The sequence below is a fragment of the Hirschia baltica ATCC 49814 genome, assembly GCF_000023785.1.
In the GTDB taxonomy this organism is placed as follows: domain Bacteria; phylum Pseudomonadota; class Alphaproteobacteria; order Caulobacterales; family Hyphomonadaceae; genus Hirschia; species Hirschia baltica.
The window spans coordinates 422,259-440,662 of sequence record NC_012982.1; the positions used below are offsets into that span (position 1 = coordinate 422,259).

Sequence of the window (18,404 nt, forward strand, 5' to 3'; positions counted from 1 at the left end):
TTGAAGACTGCTACACACAGACCACTAGACCAGAAGATCAATTTCTATGAAAAACCCATCACCATTTGACCTCGGCCCCGCACATCTTGTTGGTATTGGCGGAATTGGAATGTCCGGTATCGCTGAGATCATGCTCACCATGGGATATCAGGTTCAAGGGTCTGATATGAGGGAAGGCCCAAATCTGGACCGTCTTCGTAAAAAAGGTGCTAGGATCTTCATTGGTCATGAAGCGGAAAATGTTGCTAATGCTGGTGCGGTGATTATTTCTTCAGCTATTAAAGCGGGAAACCCTGAAGTTGATGCGGCGCGTGCTGCGGGGATTCCGGTGGTTCGCCGCGCAAACATGCTGGCGGAATTAGTGCGTATGAAATGGACCGTTTGTGTCGCTGGTACGCATGGAAAAACGACAACCACAACTATGGTGTCATCTTTGCTGGATGCTGCCGATATTGACCCTACCGTTATCAATGGCGGTATTGTGAATGCATATGGATCAAATGCCAAAGCGGGTGCAGGTGACTGGATGGTACTTGAGGCTGATGAAAGCGATGGTACTTTTACCAAGCTTTCGCCAACGGCTGCCATCGTTACGAATATAGACCCTGAACACATGGAGCACTATGGCTCTATGGAAAATCTACGGGCTGCTTTTGATACATTTGTTGAAAATATTCCCTTTTATGGCTTTGCTGTTTTGTGTACGGACCATCCTGAAGTGCAGGCGCTTGCATCGCGAATTGTGGACCGCCGCCGCATTACTTATGGGTTCAACCGTCAGGCGGATGTACGTGCAGTTAATCTAAGAACAGATTTAAAAGGCGCACATTTTGATATTGCGCTACGTCGCCCTGGTTCTGCGACACCGCGCATGATTAAAGGTGCAACTTTGCCAATGGCGGGCGATCATAATGTGCAAAATGCTCTAGCTGCTGTCACAGTTGCGCTAGAGCTTGGTGCAAGTGATGATCAAATCCTTGCAGGTCTTTCTGGCTTTGGCGGCGTCAAGCGTCGTTTCACGCCGGCAGGGGAGTGGGAAATCGAAGCAGGCAAAGAGCCTGTCCGCATTATTGACGATTATGGACATCACCCTGTTGAGATTGAAGCTGTGCTCAAGGCTGCGCGGTCCATGCAAGGCCAAGGCGGCGTAATCGCAGTTGCGCAACCTCACCGATATTCACGTTTGAATGACCTTTTCTCAGAGTTTTCAACCTGCTTTGACATGGCTGATATTGTGTTGATCCCGCCTGTGTATGAAGCCGGAGAAACACCAATTGAAGGCATAAATCACGAGACGCTTGTGAAATCTATTCGTCAGCATGGCCATAAAGATGTTGGTATTCTTGAAAGTTTAGAAGCACTCCCAGAAGCCATAAAAGCGTATGCAAAGCCGGGTGATATGGTCGTATGTTTGGGAGCGGGTGACATCACAAATTATGCAAATTCACTGGCGGAAAACCTGAAGAAATAGCGCGCTGCCGAAAGCTTGATTTGCGGGAAAGGAACATCATGTCTAATGTATTAGAAACAGAAAGACTGATCCTACGCCCTCCCATAGCAGACGATTTTGATGCTTGGGCAGCATTTATGGCCGATGAAGAGGATGCGCGCTTTATAGGCGGTGCGATGAATCGCGCAGTCGCTTGGCGTGCCATGATGATAATGATGGGAAGCTGGTCAGCATACGGCATAGGCATGTTTTCTGTTATTGAAAAATCCAGCAATGAATGGATTGGTCGCATCGGTCCATGGCAACCAGAGGGGTGGCCAGGAACTGAAGTGGGATGGGGAATACGAAATTCCGCTCAGGGAAAAGGCTACGCGCTTGAAGCAGCAGCTATCAGCATGGATTATGCGGTCGAGCATTTGGGCTGGAGTACAATTATCCATACAATAGACAGTGAGAATTTGGCGTCTGAAAAGTTAGCAAAACGTCTGGGATCTGTATTGATGAAGCGAGATGTTTTTCTACCTGCTCCGCTCAATACTGAACCTGTCAATGTTTGGGGGCAAACAGCACACCAATGGGCGCTCAATCGCCAATCGTTAACAAATTCCTCAAAGAGTTAATCGGTTTTGAGCTCGCGCTACATCTGGATTTAAGCAAAATGTGTTTGGATAAACATTCAAAGTGAGTGTTTATTATGAGTTTGTTGATCGTTCAGTCGAATGCGACCCTCTATCGTCAGCCTATTATAGGCGAGACGCAAGGACGTGATTCCAATAATTCTGAGACTTCGCAAACGCAACTTTCTAAGAAAACCCCAGAAGAATTTAATGCGATAATTCGTAGTCAAATTCATGCAAACAAGACGGATGAAGACGTGAGTGAGCTTGAGGGCGATCCCGAAGAAATAGCGCTCCAACGGAAGAAAACTCAAGCGCGGGAAGATATACAGCGTCTGAGGGAAGAGTTTAAAGTTATCAAAGAAGTCTGGGCTAATGATCCAAAAGAAATGGCACGCCAGCTGGGGCGTATTGCCAAGCAATTAAAAGCGGCTGTTAAAATGTTTTCCGATGCGTCCAAAGCTTTGGGAGAAATTGGTCAAAGCGCTCCAAGCATGACGACTATGACAGCAGGATCTAATTTATCAAGCACCAGTGAAACCGATGAACAAGCAGAAGATCAGCCTCCAACCGAAGATGACATTGATAACACGGTAGAAGATGCGGAACGTAGTGCTCAAAACGGGGGAGACTTATCAGAGCAGAATATGGATGGAACAGATAGTTCTGTCAGTGCGCTGGCGTCTCAACGCAATGCCGCTCAGGCCGCATACAGTGAGCAGGTCGAAAAAGCTGATATTAAATGGGTGAAAGCAAAAGATTCACCTCAATATGCTGCCTATATGGACAATATGAACTTCATCAATGAAGTGCGAGGTTTTAGTAAACTGCTCGAATTAGAGTTTGAGCACACCAAGAAAAAAGCGGTCTTCACAATTCCAGATAAGGCAGAAAAAAGCAAAGAGTTTGAAGAGGCTGACAAGGAGTTTGAGGAATTGCGCGAGGACGTGATCGACTTTGAACGCGATGTCAAAGCGGCCATGCCTATTCCGGGAACGCTTGTATCCGTGGCAGCCTAAAACTAATTATTTGCCTTGTATTTGGTTCAAACTAGTCAATTCAAATCTGTCTTTTAGGTTTCTATAGACAACACCAGAGAAAACATCACGCGTGGCTTGTGGACCCGACATTTCAATACGGAATTTATAGTTTAATCCAGCCACGACTTGTACCTGCATCTCAACTTTATCGACGAGTGCCCGCGTAGGAAATTTCTTATAAATCGCGTCAATCACCATTTCTTTTGCTTTAATTGCGCTTTCATCATCGATATCAGCAGGTGCATACCCGCCGACAAGCAAATCTTTTTCAGAAAAATTATCTATTTCTGTGGTTTCTGGGTTTGTTGGGGCTTCGAAGGGTGGCGGCGGAAGAGCAGGTGATTTTGGCATTGAATTATGTGTTTCATGACTGTTGCAGGAAATAAGAAGTGCGAAAGGTGTGAGCAGGCTTATCACTGAACGTTTCATGAAATGTCTCTCATATAAAATGGTTGAGATTATTTGATATTCTATTGGCTAGCATAGCTTTGAGTCATTTTCACGCAAAAGTGAGGAAGACGCCGCTTTGAGCCACAGTATTCAACACTATCTATGAGTGAGGCAGCACTCATATTCTCTAAGGAGACGATAATGACTGAATACACACTTCACACTGCAGAGACTGCACCTGAGGCCTCCAAAGAGATTTTGGAAGGAGCACAAAAAGCCAACGGTTTTGTGCCAAATTTATATGCGACAATGGCGCAAAGCCCAGAGCTTTTAAAATCTTATAAATACCTAGCAGAAGCGTTCAGCTCCAACTCATTGACTACAGATGAGCGTAATGTTGTCTGGCAAGTGATTAACTATGAGAATAATTGCCATTACTGTGTGCCAGCGCATACAGGGATTGCAAAATCTCAAGGCATATCAGACGATGTAATTGAAGCGCTTCGTGAAGGTAAAACTATTCCTGATGCAAAACTTGAAGCCCTTGCAGAATTTACCCGTCAAATGCTGGCACAGCGCGGCGTGGTTACAGACGAGCAAACGCAAGCATTATTTGCGCATGGCTATGACACAACAACCGTTTTGGATGTGATTTTGGGCTTGGCGCATAAAACGCTGTCTAACTACACAAACCATGTCGCTCACACACCAGTAGACGATGCTTTTTCTAAGTTTGCATGGACTCACCCAGACGAAAGATAAAACACTCCATCGTTTCAATACTCAGAATTGAAAAAGGCCGTTCCAGAAATTTGGAGCGGCCTTCATCTTATTTGCGGCTATTCTTTTTCACTTGTTTGATTAGCTTGCCTAAGGATTTATCTTTGGATTTGCGCTGGGCCAAAGTGGATGAATTGAATTGTTCTTCTGCGACAAGTTTCTTCCATCTTGCCACGCGTACTGAGTCTATTTCTTCAGTCTCAAGTGCTGCTTGAATTGCGCAACCCGGTTCGGTCTCATGCTTGCAATCCCTGAAACGGCACTGATGTGCAATCTCTTGATAATCAGAAAATAAATCACTTACACCAGCAGCAGCATCGGTGAGCTGTATCTCTCTCATGCCGGGTGTATCCAAAATCGTGAAGCCTTGAGGGGACATGTGCAATTGCCGCGTTGTTGTGGTGTGGCGGCCTTTGTCATCGTCTTCGCGAACAGCCTGCGTGGCTATATCTGATTTTCCCGCAAGGGCATTGGTGAGTGTGGATTTTCCAACACCCGATGAACCAAGAAACACAAGCGTTTGTCGCGGACGACACCATTGCGCGAGCTTTTGTTGTGGTTCTTCTCCACGCGCATCAAGGGTAACCACCGTGACGAGATCAGAAATGGATTGTGCTTGCTCAATATAGGGCGTTGCATCCTCGCACAGGTCGATTTTCGTTAAAATGATAACTGGCGTTACCTCAGCCTCTAACGCTAAAGCGATATAGCGTTCTAAGCGGGCAATATTAAAATCTTGATTGCAGGATGAGACGATAAAGGCCGTGTCCACATTGGCCGCGATGAGCTGTAAATCCCATGCCGTACCAGCAGCGCGGCGTTGAAACACGCTTTTGCGTTCAAGGACTTTGCTCGAATTTGGTAATTTGGGATTATAAAGCAACCAATCGCCGACCGTCGCATCCGGTCCTGATGGGATGAGCGTATCTATGTCTTCACCTAACACATGCAGACTATTGCGATGGATTTCGATGATCCGCACCGGCGGCGTTTCTAATATTTCTTCAGCACTCACTTGCTGCGCAAAAAAAGGCTGCCAGCCTAATATGTCTAGGGTGGATAATTTATGTTCTGTTTTTTGGGCTTTGGATTGGTTTGGTAAAAATTGAGAAAAATCACGCGTCATGCGTTTGAGCTTTCATGTATTTGCAGCTGGCATAGCCAGAGCATACGTGTCCGTTTAGGGTGAGATTGCAAATGATCAATCCCGATACCGATCGTTGGTAGGGTCTCATGTGATTCAAATTTGCATTGGGAAGCATTCATACTTCCCTTCCTTAACGGGACATAAAATCTCCAAACTGATACACCAAGTTCGCATAATGCATGATTTAATTCAAGTAAGTCATATTGTTGCAAAGACGATTTTATGTCGCTGAATGCATAAAAAATGCGATCAAAATTGGGATTTTACCATGAAAGCTAGTCATCAAATGCAAACCGCGCTATTGGCCTTTTATGACTGATTTAATCTCTAAAATGCCTGAAGTGCGCGGCAAATTGATTGCTGATGCAGAGCTAAAACCCTTCACATGGTTTCGTGTGGGCGGAAAAGCGGATGTCTTGTATCTGCCAGCTGATCCAGACGATCTGGCTGATTTTCTAAAAGCGCTTCCCCTAGATATACCCATCACAGTTCTAGGTGCTGCTTCCAACACAATTGTACGCGATGGCGGCATAGAAGGTGTTGTGATTAGATTGACGCCCGCTTTTGGTAAAATCCGTGTGCAGGGCAATGAATTGGTCGCAGGTGCCGCTGCGCTTGATAGCAAAGTATCCCAAAAGGCTGCGATGTTTGGATTAAGCGGCCTTGAGTTTTTCTCTGGTGTTCCCGGCACAATTGGTGGCGCTTTGCGTATGAATGCGGGCTGCTATGAACAAGAAACCGCTGATGTGTTGGTAGAGGCAATTGCACTCACGCGCAAAGGCGATTGGGTGACACTCGTCAACAGAGATTTTGGTTATTCCTATCGCCATAGTGAGGCCCCTGAAGATCTCATATTTGTGGAAGCGTTGTTTCGGGGCAATATTATCGAGCCTGCCATTGTCAAAGAGCGGATTGAAGCCTTAAAAAAACGCCGTGAAGAAGCACAGCCCATCCGTGAGAAAACAGGCGGATCAACTTTTGCCAATCCAGACCCTCCCGGAACGCCTGATCAGCGCAAATGCTGGAAATTAATTGATGAAGCAGGCATGCGCGGTGCGCGCGTTGGCGGTGCTCAGGTGTCTGAAAAACACTGTAATTTCATGATCAATACAAGCGATGCTACAGCTTCTGATATTGAAGAGCTTGGCGAAAAGGTGCGCGCCAAAGTTAAAGAAAATTCCGGCGTCGATCTGCGCTGGGAAATCAAACGCATAGGCCGCGCCATTTAATGGCACGGCCTGAATTGCGTCTATACCACGTCTGATAATGTATTATCTATGGTCATATGCGGTTCGCCATCGCTTGTAGAGTGAACACTCATACCTTCACTATCAAGGGTGATATTGATGCGCTGACGATAGGCTGAAAATGAGTCAAAACTCACCACATCAACAGCTTCATCAAAATGTACACTGATTTGATAATGGCTACCGCCGCCCATCATGCGAACGGATAAAATCGTGCCGGTAAATGGCTGTTTTAGATATAGGCCTTCGACCATATCTCCAATTTGAGGTTCAAATTTAGGTCGATTGCTCAGCCGCGCCGCTGCAGTGTTCCAATCAACAAAACCCAATTTCTGTGCTGCTAATTCCAGCGCTTTGGAATGTGAAATGGGTGTATGGTTTTCTGCATGCGATCGGCGCAAAGATTTGGCAAACTCTTTTGCACCAGAAATCGTGGAGGGTAGGCGTTTAGAAGATGTCTTCATGAGACGAAATCCTTTTAAAACGCGGTCAAATTAAAGCTGGTGCTCGTATTACCAACAGACCGCCTGATGAAAGGCCCCGAAAACGGGAAAGGCTCTGAAGAAAAAGATCGGTTACCCGACCAAGCAATTCACCAATGGCATAAACCAACGAGCGGCAGGCTGCATGGACCTTGCTGCCATTTAATTTGGAAATATTAGATTGTCAAATATGCGTTAGAATTCACCCCTCAGAGAAAACGTAACATAAGGCTCATATCTGCGCGTGCGGTATTCAGTGCGTTTGACGGGCCCATCTCGGCGATCAACATAGATTTCTTTAAACAGGCTTTCTTCTTGGTTTCCAAGATTACGAACACCCAAAGCGGCTTGCATGCCGAATATGTCTTTATGCTCGAGGATTATTTTTGTGAAAGGAATGTCGTTATATTCGCGAACGTTTAGATTGAGGCGAGGGTCAAAAGTCGATCTGACGCGATGGTAATTTCCATAAATTGCCCAATCTGTATTGGGAATATCATAGCGTAGATCAAATTCGACATCAGACATTGTTTGTCCGCCAATGCGACGGTCATTATTGGTCAGAGGGTCTTTGAGGTTGGAATCATATGCGGCTGCTTGGTAATCGAGTTTGAGGCCGTTAATCCCTAATGGCTCGAATTTAAATGTGCCAGATATCTCGGCTTCAAAACGTTGCGCAGAATCAAGGTTCCCGGGAGCTTCGCTAAAAGCATCAAGGGGAATTTGTTCAACAATATCTTCAACTTGTTCACCTGAAACAACCAAAGTGACAGACCCATAGGGGCCGTGCTGTTTCGTCATTTCTAGCATCAATTTCCATGATTGCTCGGGCACGATATCTGTGTTGGTCGCGTTGTCATTGCCTTCTGCAATATCACGAGAGGCTATGAAATCACCAAAATTGAGTTGACCAACTTGGCGTTCCAACCGCGTGGTGAATGTCAGATCGTCTTTAGGCACATAGCTGAGATTTAGAAACCCTTTAGGGCGGAAGAATGAACGCTCAGATTCGCCAGTTCCCGTTTGTGTGATCTGTGAATACTCACCACCCAAAGAAGATTGTAGATTAATCTTGGACGAGATCGGGCTTCCGTAAGTGATATTTAATTCAGCTCGTTGTTCTTTGACTTCGTCGAATGTTGCCGTGTTTTCCAATGCCTCGAATTTGGGGTTGTCCACTGCTTGCCTATATTCAAGACTGTTGCTTTCTAAAGTATTGAAAGCTGTCTCAGCCGATATCTGCCAATCCTTATTTCCATCAACAGACCAAGAATATTCGCTGCGAAGAATGGATTCTGTTTCTGTGTCGGTATTTGTGTAAGCGCGACCATTTTCAAAATCGGTATCATTTAAGGCTGTATGAATCTGATTAAAATAAGGGCTTTCTTCTATACCATGAAGGCCAATGAGTTTTAACCGTCCACCAGCAATTTCAAACTCATAATCAGCGTTAATTTCAGCTATTGTTTCTTGCTCTGACTCGGTGAAAATATGTAGGTAAGCGGTGTCATTTACAGGTGTGCGTTTAGACCATTCGGTAAAAGCCCAGTCTTCCTTTTCATAATTGATATAAAGTGAGCCGAGGTTTCCTGTCGGGCTCTCATATCCGATGAAAGTGGATATTGAAGGAGCATCTTCATCATAATGAAAATATTCATCGCGTCTTTCGAACAATACACCATTGTTATCGCGTAATTCTTCGGGGCCACGGCTATTATTTCTACTGGCTGCGTTCTCTAGAGATAAATTGAAATCAAAAGGGCCTTTTTGTCCTGTCATTGTCATTTTGGCAGCCGACAGCGAAGCGCTTCGGTGATTACGAAACACAGGGTTCCATTCCCATTGAGTTTTAAAGCCCGTTGATTGGGTTTCGATATTGGCGATAATTCCAGAAAGGCCCGGTATATTAAAGTAGGATGCATCATCTACGATAATTTGGATAACATTCGATGCGGGTATTTGATCAAGAATATCTTGCAGGCTGCTAGATTTGGTTGAAATGCGTTTTCCATTGATAAGAACATTTCCACCCGCCTGTCCGAGGCCGCGTTTTTGGTCTGCTTCTACAATATTAAATCCGGGAACATTCGAGATGAGATCTTTAGCAGTGCGCGGTGCAAATTGGATGAAATCTGATAATTTATAGACAGATGATGAGGTCTGCTGGGCAGGTGTGTTTTGCGCAAAGGTGTGTGGTGTCGTCAGACATAAAGCTGCCAAACCGGCAATATATTTGAAGCTGGACATATGAAACCTTTAGCGAAATAACTATCTAAGTAGCACCTGTGTTACGCATGTAGCTTGATTCTGTCAACTAGATTAATTTTCTGTAATGTATATTGGGTCGGAACACAATTTCTAAAACGCAAGTTCTCACAATTTCCTGACTTTTTGTGGCTTAGCTTAGGTCAAATTTCGTGTTGAAGAGCGTTTCTTAACCATCAGGAGGGGCGGACGTAACAAAAAATGGTGTTTTGTAGGTGTTTATCGCAATGTTTTACAATTCTTAAGCGGATGTAATTTTTTGTTAAGAGTATGATTTTTAATGATATTTATAAATTATAGTATGTGGTTAGAAAAATAGATCAAATTTTATGTATTTTCGCGCAGGTTTGTTTAACCTTAAGAGGCCAGAATTGAGGTCCAAGGAGATCAAAGAATGAATCGCGTAGCAGTCATAATGGGTGGATGGTCATCGGAGCGAGAAGTCTCGTTATCGTCTGGCCGTGGTATGGCGCAAGCTGCCCGCAATGAAGGTTTCGACGTTGTTGAAATAGATATCACGCGTGATTTATCCAATCAGCTAAAAGAAGCTAATCCAGACGTCGTACTGAATGCGCTGCATGGCCCGTATGGAGAAGATGGGTGCGTACAGGGGCTGTTGGAAATTCTTGAGATACCTTATTCGCATTCAGGTGTTTTGGCTTCAGCTTTAGCAATGGACAAAGCCAAATCTCGCAATGTTTATGCGCGTATGGGGCTGCTTGTCGCTGAGGGCGGCGTCTATGCAAAAGAAGATGTTGCCGCAGAACATGTGATGAAGCCGCCTTATGTTGTAAAACCTATTGCGGAAGGGTCTTCTTTTGGTGTGTTGATTGTGCCTGAAGGGGCTAATCGCCCACCAGCAGAATTACTTGATCCTAAATGGGGCTTTGGCGACTCTGTTTTAGTCGAACAATTCATTCCTGGACGAGAATTAACCGTATCAGTCATGGGAAATGAAGCTTTAGCGGTCACAGAGATCACGACTTTAAGAGATTATTACGATTACTCAGCCAAATATGAGGCGGGAGGATCAAAACACGTAATTCCTGCAGAAATATCTGATGCAGTGACACAAGCCGCGCTTGATGCCGCGCTTATCGCTCATGATGCATTAGGGTGTCGCGGCGTATCACGTTCTGATTTTCGGTATGATGACGACACAAAAAGATTGGTAATATTAGAAACAAATACCCAGCCAGGCATGACCCCGACTTCGCTTGTACCTGAACAGGCAGCGCATAAGGGCATTAGTTATGAGAAGCTGGTACGTTGGATGATAGAGGACGCTTCATGTCACAGGTGAGAAGCAAGTCACAACAAGGTAAGAGGCAGGCAAAGCCTCAAGAAGTTGTACCGGCAACGATATTGACGGAACAATTATCTACTTATGCTTTCGGGACAGTCACAGCTGGTGCCGTCATGGTCGCTGTTGCGGCGTGGATGGGCGGGTCTTTGGCCTCCATTGATGAACGTATTCAAGGTGGACTGGACGCTACGGCTAAATCTGCTGGATTTACAGTTACGAAAATTTCGATTGAGGGATTAGACCCACGCACAAAAGCAGATGTTTTAAATGCGGTCGCTATTCCTGTTGATTCAAACATGTTCCGTGCTGATCCGTTCGTTATTAAAGAGCGTATCGAAGCGAGCGTCGAAAATGTTTCTGAAGTGCGCGTACTGCGTCAATGGCCCAATGACATATGGATTCTAGCGGAAAATCGTCGTCCATTGGCGCTCTGGCAGACAGATGGCGAGTGGAAAGTTGTCGATCAGGTTGGAAAACCGATGGATGGTGAAGATCCAGCTGAATATGTCGAGCTACCGCGTGTTGTCGGACCGGCAGGTGGATATGCTGCTCCAGAATTGCTCGCACAATTAAAATTACACCCGCAAATTTCAGAACATCTGGAAGTGGCTATGCGTGTTGGTGGGCGCCGTTGGGATCTGCGTTTAGATAGCGGTCTTGAAATTGCTTTGCCTGAAGATGCACAAGTCGATGAAGCTTTGCTTGCCGTTTATAATTTAGATGAAGCCACCGGTGTGTTAGCAGAAGATTCAGAAGTCACGCGTATTGATGCGAGAGACTTAGAAAGATTTGCGGTTGGTTTAGGCGAAGCACGTGCTGCCTATGATCAGAGTTCGCAAATAGATGACAAGTCCGGGGGGGCTTAATTATGTCGACTTTGGCTAGCCGAATAACAATGCGAGATAAACTTGCTGGCAAACCGCCATTCTTGGCGGCGTTAGATATTGGTTCCTCCAAAGTTGCATGTTTGATTTCCAAGAATGCTGAAGGCAGTAAAAGTGTCCACGTCGTTGGGGCTGGGCATCAGCTGTCACGCGGCGTAAAAAATGGCGCTGTGACGGATATGGATGCGCTTGAGCGCTCTATCCGCGTTGCAGTCGAGCAAGCTGAACGCGCCGCTGATACTCGAATTACAGATATTGTGCTGGGAATTTCTGGCCCTAACCTCAAGAGCAATTATCTTGAGGGCGGTGTGAATGTTGGAAATCGTGAAATCACCCAAATGCATGTGCGGGATGCGATAAATTCTGCACTTTCAACCTATCAAGCACCTGATCGCCAAATTTTACATGCCACACCTTTAGGCTTTGGCCTTGATGGCGCAGGCGGTGTTAAAGATCCGCGTGGTATGATTGCGACACGGCTGACGGTGACAATGCTTGTCGTGTCTGGTCCATCTGCACCGCTGAAAAATATAGCGCAGTGCGTCACGCGCGCACATCTAAATCCTGTGTCTATCGTGGCTTCTCCTTATGCTGCTGGCTTGTCTGTTCTTGTCGAAGATGAGATTGAGCAGGGCGCAACTGTCATTGATATGGGCGGCGGCGTCACAAGTGCGGCGTGTTTCTATGAGGGAAATCTTGTGTATCTTGACAGTGTTCCTGTTGGTGGATCACGTGCGTCATCGGATTTGGCGCAAGGCTTAGGTACAACATTTGCGGCGGCTGAACGTTTAAAAACACTACACGGCGCTGTGGCGCTCACCCAAGTGCATGCCTTTGATGTGGTCGATGCGCCAAGGTTGGGTGAAGATGGTCGGCTTGAAGCTGGAACCACGTCAAAAGCCGAATTGACAAATATGTTGCGCCCACGTTTTGAAGAAATGCTGGAATTGCTCGAAAAGCGTTTGTCCAAAGCGTCTGCACAATACCGGCCGTTGCCGAGACGTATCGTACTTACTGGTGGCGCGAGCCAAATGCCGGGTATTCGAGATGTGGCTGAAGAAGTCTTCCGCGCACCTGTTCGCATGGCGCGTCCTGCGCGGGTAACCGGCCTTGGTGAAACCTATCAAGTACCAACATTTTCTGCTGTTTCAGGTCTGCTGAAATGGGAAATGAGTGGCGGTGCAGGTGCTGTTGCGCCAATGCTAGGCAAGATGCGAGTCGCACCGACTGGCGCATCCATTTTCCGAAAAGCCACGAATTGGCTACGTGAAAATTTCTAGAAACGCATAATTTTTTCGGCTTCGTCATAGTATTTCCTAATTTTGGGAGATAATACCCGTTGTCTCGTCTGATAAACGTAAAAGTTATTGCAGAAATACTGTAACAGGTTAACTTGCACTTAGGCATATTTGCTTAGTTTGATGAGTAAGATCCCCTATGGACGGCCAATACTTTAGCGGTACGGATCGTTCTGGCTATATTTCTGACGAGGTGCGGCACCATGCCGGTAGAGTTGAAACCACGTATAATCGTTTTTGGAGTCGGTGGTGCCGGAGGCAATGCCGTAAACAACATGATCGAATCCAAGCTTCAGGGCGTGGAATTCATCGTAGCAAATACCGATAGTCAGGCGTTGCTTCAATCTCAGGCGGACCACAAAGTTCAGCTGGGAATGAAAACGACTGAAGGTCTGGGTGCGGGTGCCAAGCCATCAGTTGGCGCGGACTCTGCCGAAGAATCAATCGAAGAAATCAAAGCTCAGCTTGAAGGCGCACACATGGCGTTTATCGCAGCAGGCATGGGAGGTGGCACCGGAACGGGTGCAGCTCCGGTCATTGCGCGTGTTGCCAAGGAAATGGGCGTGCTCACAGTTGGTGTTGTCACCAAGCCTTTTGATTTTGAAGGTAAGCGCCGCATGATGATTGCGGATCAGGGTGTTGAAGAACTTCGTAATTTTGTCGACACACTAATCATTATTCCAAACCAAAATCTTTTCCGCATCGCCAATGCAAACACAACATTTGCTGATGCCTTCACCATGGCTGATGAAGTCTTGTATGAAGGTGTGCGCGGTGTGACAGACCTTATGGTTATGCCGGGTCTGATCAATCTGGATTTCGCGGATGTGCGTACGGTTATGTCCGGCATGGAAGCGGCTATGATGGGAACGGGTGAAGCCGATGGTGAACATCGTGCTTTGAAGGCGGCTCAAGCTGCTATTGCAAACCCATTGCTTGATGATGTGTCCATGAAGGGTGCCAAAGGTGTGTTGATCAACATTACCGGTGGCTATGACATGACATTGTATGAAGTGGATGAAGCGGCCAATGAAGTGCGCAAGGAAGTTGATCCTGACGCGCAGATTATTCTTGGATCAACTTTTGATCACTCTCTTGAAGGTAAAATTCGTGTGTCAGTCGTAGCAACTGGCATTACATATGACGAGAATGGCAAGCAGGATATGCCAAGCCGTCCTTTTGCGCAGCCTGTCACAATCGAAAACGAACCAACAGCTGCTGATGCTATTTCTGCTGCTCTAGATGCAACACCTGCGGTCGAGGACGTCGAAGAAGCTGCAGAAGACGCAAATATAGATGAAGCAGAACCAAAAGCTGCGCCTCCAATTATCAATCGCCGCCCAAGTTATGATGCGGATGACGATGCGTCGGACGCTGAAGAATTTGACGACACGCAAAGCGTTGATGATGAAGCAGTAGCCGAAGAAGAGCCTGAGCCTCAAAGTGAGGTCGCTTCTAAAGGTGGAAGAAATTCTCTTTTTGGATGGGGTAAATCTTCAAGCGGCGATGAGAAGAGCGAAGGTGAAGCTGTAGCTAAGCAAGATGCAGATGAATATGAAGAAGATGAGCTTGAGATTCCTGCTTTCTTGAGGCGTTCTGCGAACAACTAGAAATATAATTTGCTATAATTTCTTGGTGAATATTACAATTTGAAACGTCCTTATGTATTGATATAAGGACGTTTTTTTATGTAAACATGATAAATTGCAACATCCCGAAACAATCGTTTAATTGAGTTTAGGGCGATCAAGTACAATATTGTACTTCTTGGATCGACGCAGAGGAATCTGTGTTTTGTAGAGTACATTCCAGAAGGTTACAGTATGGCGTATCAAAAAACTCTAGCAGGACCTGCCGTTTGTGCCGGCATAGGTGTACACACTGGAGAACGCGCGAGATTGGTGCTTAAGCCTGCCAAAGCAAATACTGGAATTGTGTTTGTACGCACTGATATTACTGACAAAGATAATGAGATCAAAGCCATTGGTACAAATGTGACCACAGTTCAGCTGGGCACTACTTTGGCCAATGAAGCTGGTGTTACTGTATCCACTGTTGAGCATTTACTTGCTGCATGTTCAGGTCTTTGCATTGATAATCTGGTTATTGAAATCGATGGTCCAGAAATGCCAATTATGGATGGGTCTTCCAGTCTGTATTGCCAATTAATGAAGCATGTTGGCATTAAAGAATTGAAAGAGCCGCGCCGTCGTTTGCGTATCCTAAAACCGATTGAAGTTGTCGAAGGCGATAAATTTGCACGTTTGCTACCTTCTAAAACAGTTGGCGCACCGTTCGAGCTGCGCGTGCGCATCGAATTTGATAGCGCCGCAATTGGTGAACAAAGCTATACATTCAAACTGACACCTGGTGCCTTTGCGCGTGATTTGGCATTTGCGCGCACATTTGGATTCACAAGTGATTTTGAAAAATTGAAGTCCATGGGCCTCGCACGGGGTGCATCCATGGATAATACTGTTGCGCTAGAAGGGGACAAAATCTTGAACCCTGAAGGTTTGCATGTCGCAGATGAGTTTGTGCGTCACAAAATCTTGGATGCTATTGGTGACATCTTTCTCGCAGGTGGCGCAATCGCAGGTGTGTTTGAGGGCGACCGCCCCGGACATGCGATAAACAACAAGCTCGTGCGTGCATTATTGGCTGATACATCTGCTTGGGAATGGGTTAGCGATGAAGTACGTGTATCCGAACCTGCACCCATGTATGCAGCTGGCTTGAAAAAAATTGATGCAGACATGATCGCACCGGCTGTCTTCTAGTTTTATTTCCGTATTTTTTTCCTATAATTCTGCCATAAATGGCTGACAAGCAAGAAACTGCACACTCTCTTGTTTCTAAAGCTTGGCGCGCGCGCGCCTGTGGGGTAGACAAGTCGTCAGATTGTATGGAGTTGAACGATGGCGAATAAACGCAACACATTTTTGCTTGTGACTATTAGTGCATCTGCATTGATAATGACGAGCTGTTCGTCATCTGACCGTAAAAAAGATTTAGCTTATATCGAAAAACCAGTTGAGCAGCTTTATAATGAAGCCGGCCGTAGTGTTGATCGCAAGCAATGGGACCGCGCCGCTCTCGAATTTCAGGAAGTGCAACGCCAGCACCCATATTCAGAATGGGCTGAGCGCGCAATGCTTATGACGGCCTATGTGCAATACAAATCCAGACAATATGCAGAAGTAGAGGCAAGTGCCGGCCAATACACAGCATTATACCCAAGTTCAAAAAGCGCAGCTTATGCTTATTATCTGATTGCGCTTTCGCATTTCGATCAAATTACAGATGTCGGGCGTGATCAAGGTCGGACTGAATTGGCGTTAAGTGCGCTTCAGGATGTCGTGCGCCGTTACCCAACAACAGAATATGCGCGTGATGCCGAACTGAAAATTGATATGGTGCGGGATCAATTGGCTGGTAAAGAGATGGAAGTTGGCCGCTATTATCTCAAATCATCTGAATTTCTTGCTGCCATAAATCGTTTTAAACGTGTTGTAGATGAATATGAAACCACGACGCACGCACCAGAAGCGCTGCACAGATTGGTTGAAGCCTATTTATCCATTGGTCTTGTCGGACAAGCTCAAGCTGCAGCCGCTGTTTTAGGGCATAATTACCCATCGAGCCGCTGGTATAGAGACAGCTATAAACTCATGGAAAAATACGGCTCTAAGCAGAGCTAAACAGCAAAACTGTAAAAAAGAAACAAAAGCGGAACATTTTTAGTTCTGTTTTTGTTCTAGATGTGTTATCCATAGGCTTATGTTGATAGCACTTTCCATACGTGATTTTGTTTTAGTTCGTACCCTCGATCTTGATCTGGATACGGGCTTTACCGCTCTGACCGGTGAAACCGGTGCAGGTAAGTCAATTTTGCTCGCTGCTTTAGGCTTCGCCTTGGGCGCGAAAACGGCGAAAGGGGCCATTCGGGCAGGGTGTCAATCCTCCACTGTGATAGCCACTTTTGATCCACCGGCTAATCATCCGGTCCGTCAGATCCTGAAAGATAATGATATTGATGTAGATAGCGATGAAGCCATCGTTATTCGCCGGATTTTGCGCGGCTCTGGATCAGCCAAAGGGTATCTCAATGATGCGCCTGTAAGCGCGCGTTTATTGCAGTCCTTGTCCGAATTATTGGTTGAAGTTCACGGCCAACATGCAGGCCAAAGCCTTTTGGCGGTTGCGCAGCATCGTAAATTATTGGATTCCTTCGCTGAAACGGAAAAAGAGCTAAAAGCTTGCGCTGATACATGGGATGCATGGCGCGCCGCAATCGCAGCTCGAAAAGCTGTTGAGGGCCGATTATTACGTGCACAGGCTGATCGTGAATATCTTGAATTTGCCGTGGATGAATTAGACAAGCTTGATCCGCATGAGGGCGAAGCTGAAGCGCTCGCGAAAGAGCGGCTTGAATTACAATCAGCTGAAAAAGTCGCTCAGGCTGTCGAAGATGCCTTGAAGCAATTGGATAAATCCAATCCGGCGCAAGTTTTATCTTCTGCCTCGCGTGCTTTAGGGCGGGCCTCTTCCATGCCAGCTGTTGTGGAAAGTCCTGATGATGCGCCTTTAAAACTTCAATTATCTGAGGCGGCGGATGCATTAGAGCGCGCCTTGATAGAGGCTAGCGAGGCCTATGAGAGTGTATCGCGTTTAAGGTCTGCATCTGATTTTTCATCATCGGATCTGGAAAATTCAGAAACGCGATTATTCGCTTTACGGGCGGCGGCACGAAAATACGATGTTGATGTGGATCAGCTTGCCGCTGTGCGTGAACGTATGCGCATGCAATTGGATGAAATTGTGCATTCCGATCAGGCTTTGCTCAAAGCAAAAACAGCTGAAATTGAAGGTGAAAAAGCCTTTATTGCTGCAAGTGAGAATTTATCTGTAAAGCGTACAAAAGCAGGGCATGCTTTATCCAAAGCATTGAAAAAGGAATTAGGGCCGCTCAAGCTGGAAAAAGCTGAATTTCGGGTCATGCTGAATAAAGTTGCACCTGAAGAGGCTGGGCCGACAGGGTGTGATCGTATCGCCTTTGAGGTGCGTACAAATCCGGGGGCGGAATTTGGTCCATTGCATAAAATTGCTTCGGGCGGTGAGGTGGCGCGCTTTGCGCTTGCTCTTAAAGTGTGTCTGGCGCGCGATGGTCAGGCAGGAACACTCATCTTTGATGAAGCAGATGTTGGTGTCGGCGGCGCGGTGGCAGCAGCAATTGGGAAGCGATTATTGCAATTATCCAATGGGCGTCAGGTCTTGGCCATTACACACAGTCCGCAAGTGGCGGCAATGGCAGATGCGCAATGGTGTATTTCTAAAAGCGAAGCCAAGAAAGGGTCTATTGAAACCGCGATTGACGTGTTGCAAAGTAATCAACGTCAGGAAGAAATCGCGCGTATGTTGGCTGGCGCGGAAATTACACAAGAAGCACGCGCTGCTGCCACAAGACTGCTAGCGCGCGCTTAATCGGGATAGTATAT

At 46.2% G+C, this 18,404-nt stretch carries 16 protein-coding genes; 12 read left to right on the forward strand and 4 right to left on the reverse strand.

Annotated elements, in window-relative coordinates:
- Positions 1-46 precede the first annotated feature (46 nt).
- The 3 genes from murC (at position 47) to HBAL_RS01985 (ending at position 3,086) form a co-directional block, all read left to right on the forward strand.
- The gene (gene murC / locus HBAL_RS01975) at positions 47-1,471 is read left to right on the forward strand and encodes a UDP-N-acetylmuramate--L-alanine ligase (protein WP_015826246.1); all 1,425 of its coding nucleotides are present in this window, start codon (positions 47-49) and stop codon (positions 1,469-1,471) included.
- Positions 1,472-1,509: 38 nt separating this feature from the next.
- Positions 1,510-2,070, forward strand: a complete 561-nt coding sequence (locus HBAL_RS01980; protein ID WP_015826247.1) for a GNAT family N-acetyltransferase — start codon at positions 1,510-1,512, stop codon at positions 2,068-2,070.
- A 74-nt stretch (positions 2,071-2,144) separates the two neighbouring features.
- Positions 2,145-3,086, forward strand: coding sequence for a hypothetical protein (locus HBAL_RS01985; protein ID WP_015826248.1), 942 nt, complete (start codon positions 2,145-2,147; stop codon positions 3,084-3,086).
- A 6-nt stretch (positions 3,087-3,092) separates the two neighbouring features.
- On the opposite strand, the gene HBAL_RS01990 is transcribed toward HBAL_RS01985, so the two are convergent.
- A complete protein-coding gene (locus HBAL_RS01990) occupies positions 3,093-3,536 on the reverse strand; it encodes a cystatin family protein (RefSeq protein WP_015826249.1) in 444 nt (147 codons plus the stop codon).
- A 162-nt stretch (positions 3,537-3,698) separates the two neighbouring features.
- Between HBAL_RS01990 and HBAL_RS01995 the strand changes: the two genes are divergently transcribed.
- A complete protein-coding gene (locus HBAL_RS01995) occupies positions 3,699-4,259 on the forward strand; it encodes a carboxymuconolactone decarboxylase family protein (protein ID WP_015826250.1) in 561 nt (186 codons plus the stop codon).
- A 67-nt stretch (positions 4,260-4,326) separates the two neighbouring features.
- On the opposite strand, the gene rsgA is transcribed toward HBAL_RS01995, so the two are convergent.
- Positions 4,327-5,403, reverse strand: a complete 1,077-nt coding sequence (gene rsgA / locus HBAL_RS02000) for a ribosome small subunit-dependent GTPase A (protein ID WP_015826251.1) — start codon at positions 5,401-5,403, stop codon at positions 4,327-4,329.
- Positions 5,404-5,735: 332 nt separating this feature from the next.
- Here rsgA and murB point away from each other — a divergent pair, with 332 nt between their 5' ends.
- A complete protein-coding gene (gene murB / locus HBAL_RS02005) occupies positions 5,736-6,653 on the forward strand; it encodes a UDP-N-acetylmuramate dehydrogenase (RefSeq protein WP_015826252.1) in 918 nt (305 codons plus the stop codon).
- A 20-nt stretch (positions 6,654-6,673) separates the two neighbouring features.
- Here murB and HBAL_RS02010 read toward each other — a convergent pair whose 3' ends face one another.
- Both HBAL_RS02010 and HBAL_RS02015 read right to left on the reverse strand, forming a co-directional pair.
- The gene (locus tag HBAL_RS02010) at positions 6,674-7,135 is read right to left on the reverse strand and encodes a glyoxalase superfamily protein (protein WP_015826253.1); all 462 of its coding nucleotides are present in this window, start codon (positions 7,133-7,135) and stop codon (positions 6,674-6,676) included.
- Between the two features lie 213 nt (positions 7,136-7,348).
- Positions 7,349-9,400: a TonB-dependent receptor gene (locus HBAL_RS02015; RefSeq protein ID WP_015826254.1), complete on the reverse strand. Its 2,052-nt coding sequence runs from the start codon at positions 9,398-9,400 to the stop codon at positions 7,349-7,351.
- 412 nt (positions 9,401-9,812) lie between these two features.
- Between HBAL_RS02015 and HBAL_RS02020 the strand changes: the two genes are divergently transcribed.
- The 7 genes from HBAL_RS02020 to recN all read left to right on the forward strand — a co-directional run bounded on the left by HBAL_RS02020 (position 9,813) and on the right by recN (position 18,390).
- Positions 9,813-10,721 (forward strand): D-alanine--D-alanine ligase, encoded by a 909-nt coding sequence (locus HBAL_RS02020; RefSeq protein WP_015826255.1) that lies wholly within the window; start codon positions 9,813-9,815, stop codon positions 10,719-10,721.
- A complete protein-coding gene (locus HBAL_RS02025) occupies positions 10,709-11,590 on the forward strand; it encodes a cell division protein FtsQ/DivIB (protein ID WP_015826256.1) in 882 nt (293 codons plus the stop codon). Before HBAL_RS02020 ends, HBAL_RS02025 begins: the two co-directional genes overlap by 13 nt.
- 2 nt (positions 11,591-11,592) lie before the next feature.
- The gene (gene ftsA, locus HBAL_RS02030) at positions 11,593-12,888 is read left to right on the forward strand and encodes a cell division protein FtsA (RefSeq protein WP_015826257.1); all 1,296 of its coding nucleotides are present in this window, start codon (positions 11,593-11,595) and stop codon (positions 12,886-12,888) included.
- Positions 12,889-13,109: 221 nt separating this feature from the next.
- Positions 13,110-14,516 carry a cell division protein FtsZ gene (ftsZ, locus tag HBAL_RS02035; protein ID WP_015826258.1) on the forward strand — a complete coding sequence of 469 codons (1,407 nt, stop codon included), beginning with the start codon at positions 13,110-13,112 and terminating at the stop codon, positions 14,514-14,516.
- Between the two features lie 213 nt (positions 14,517-14,729).
- Positions 14,730-15,686: a UDP-3-O-acyl-N-acetylglucosamine deacetylase gene (gene lpxC, locus HBAL_RS02040; protein ID WP_015826259.1), complete on the forward strand. Its 957-nt coding sequence runs from the start codon at positions 14,730-14,732 to the stop codon at positions 15,684-15,686.
- Positions 15,687-15,824: 138 nt separating this feature from the next.
- Positions 15,825-16,607, forward strand: a complete 783-nt coding sequence (locus tag HBAL_RS02045) for an outer membrane protein assembly factor BamD (RefSeq protein ID WP_015826260.1) — start codon at positions 15,825-15,827, stop codon at positions 16,605-16,607.
- Between the two features lie 79 nt (positions 16,608-16,686).
- Positions 16,687-18,390, forward strand: a complete 1,704-nt coding sequence (gene recN / locus HBAL_RS02050; RefSeq protein WP_015826261.1) for a DNA repair protein RecN — start codon at positions 16,687-16,689, stop codon at positions 18,388-18,390.
- The last annotated feature ends 14 nt before the right edge of the window (positions 18,391-18,404 follow it).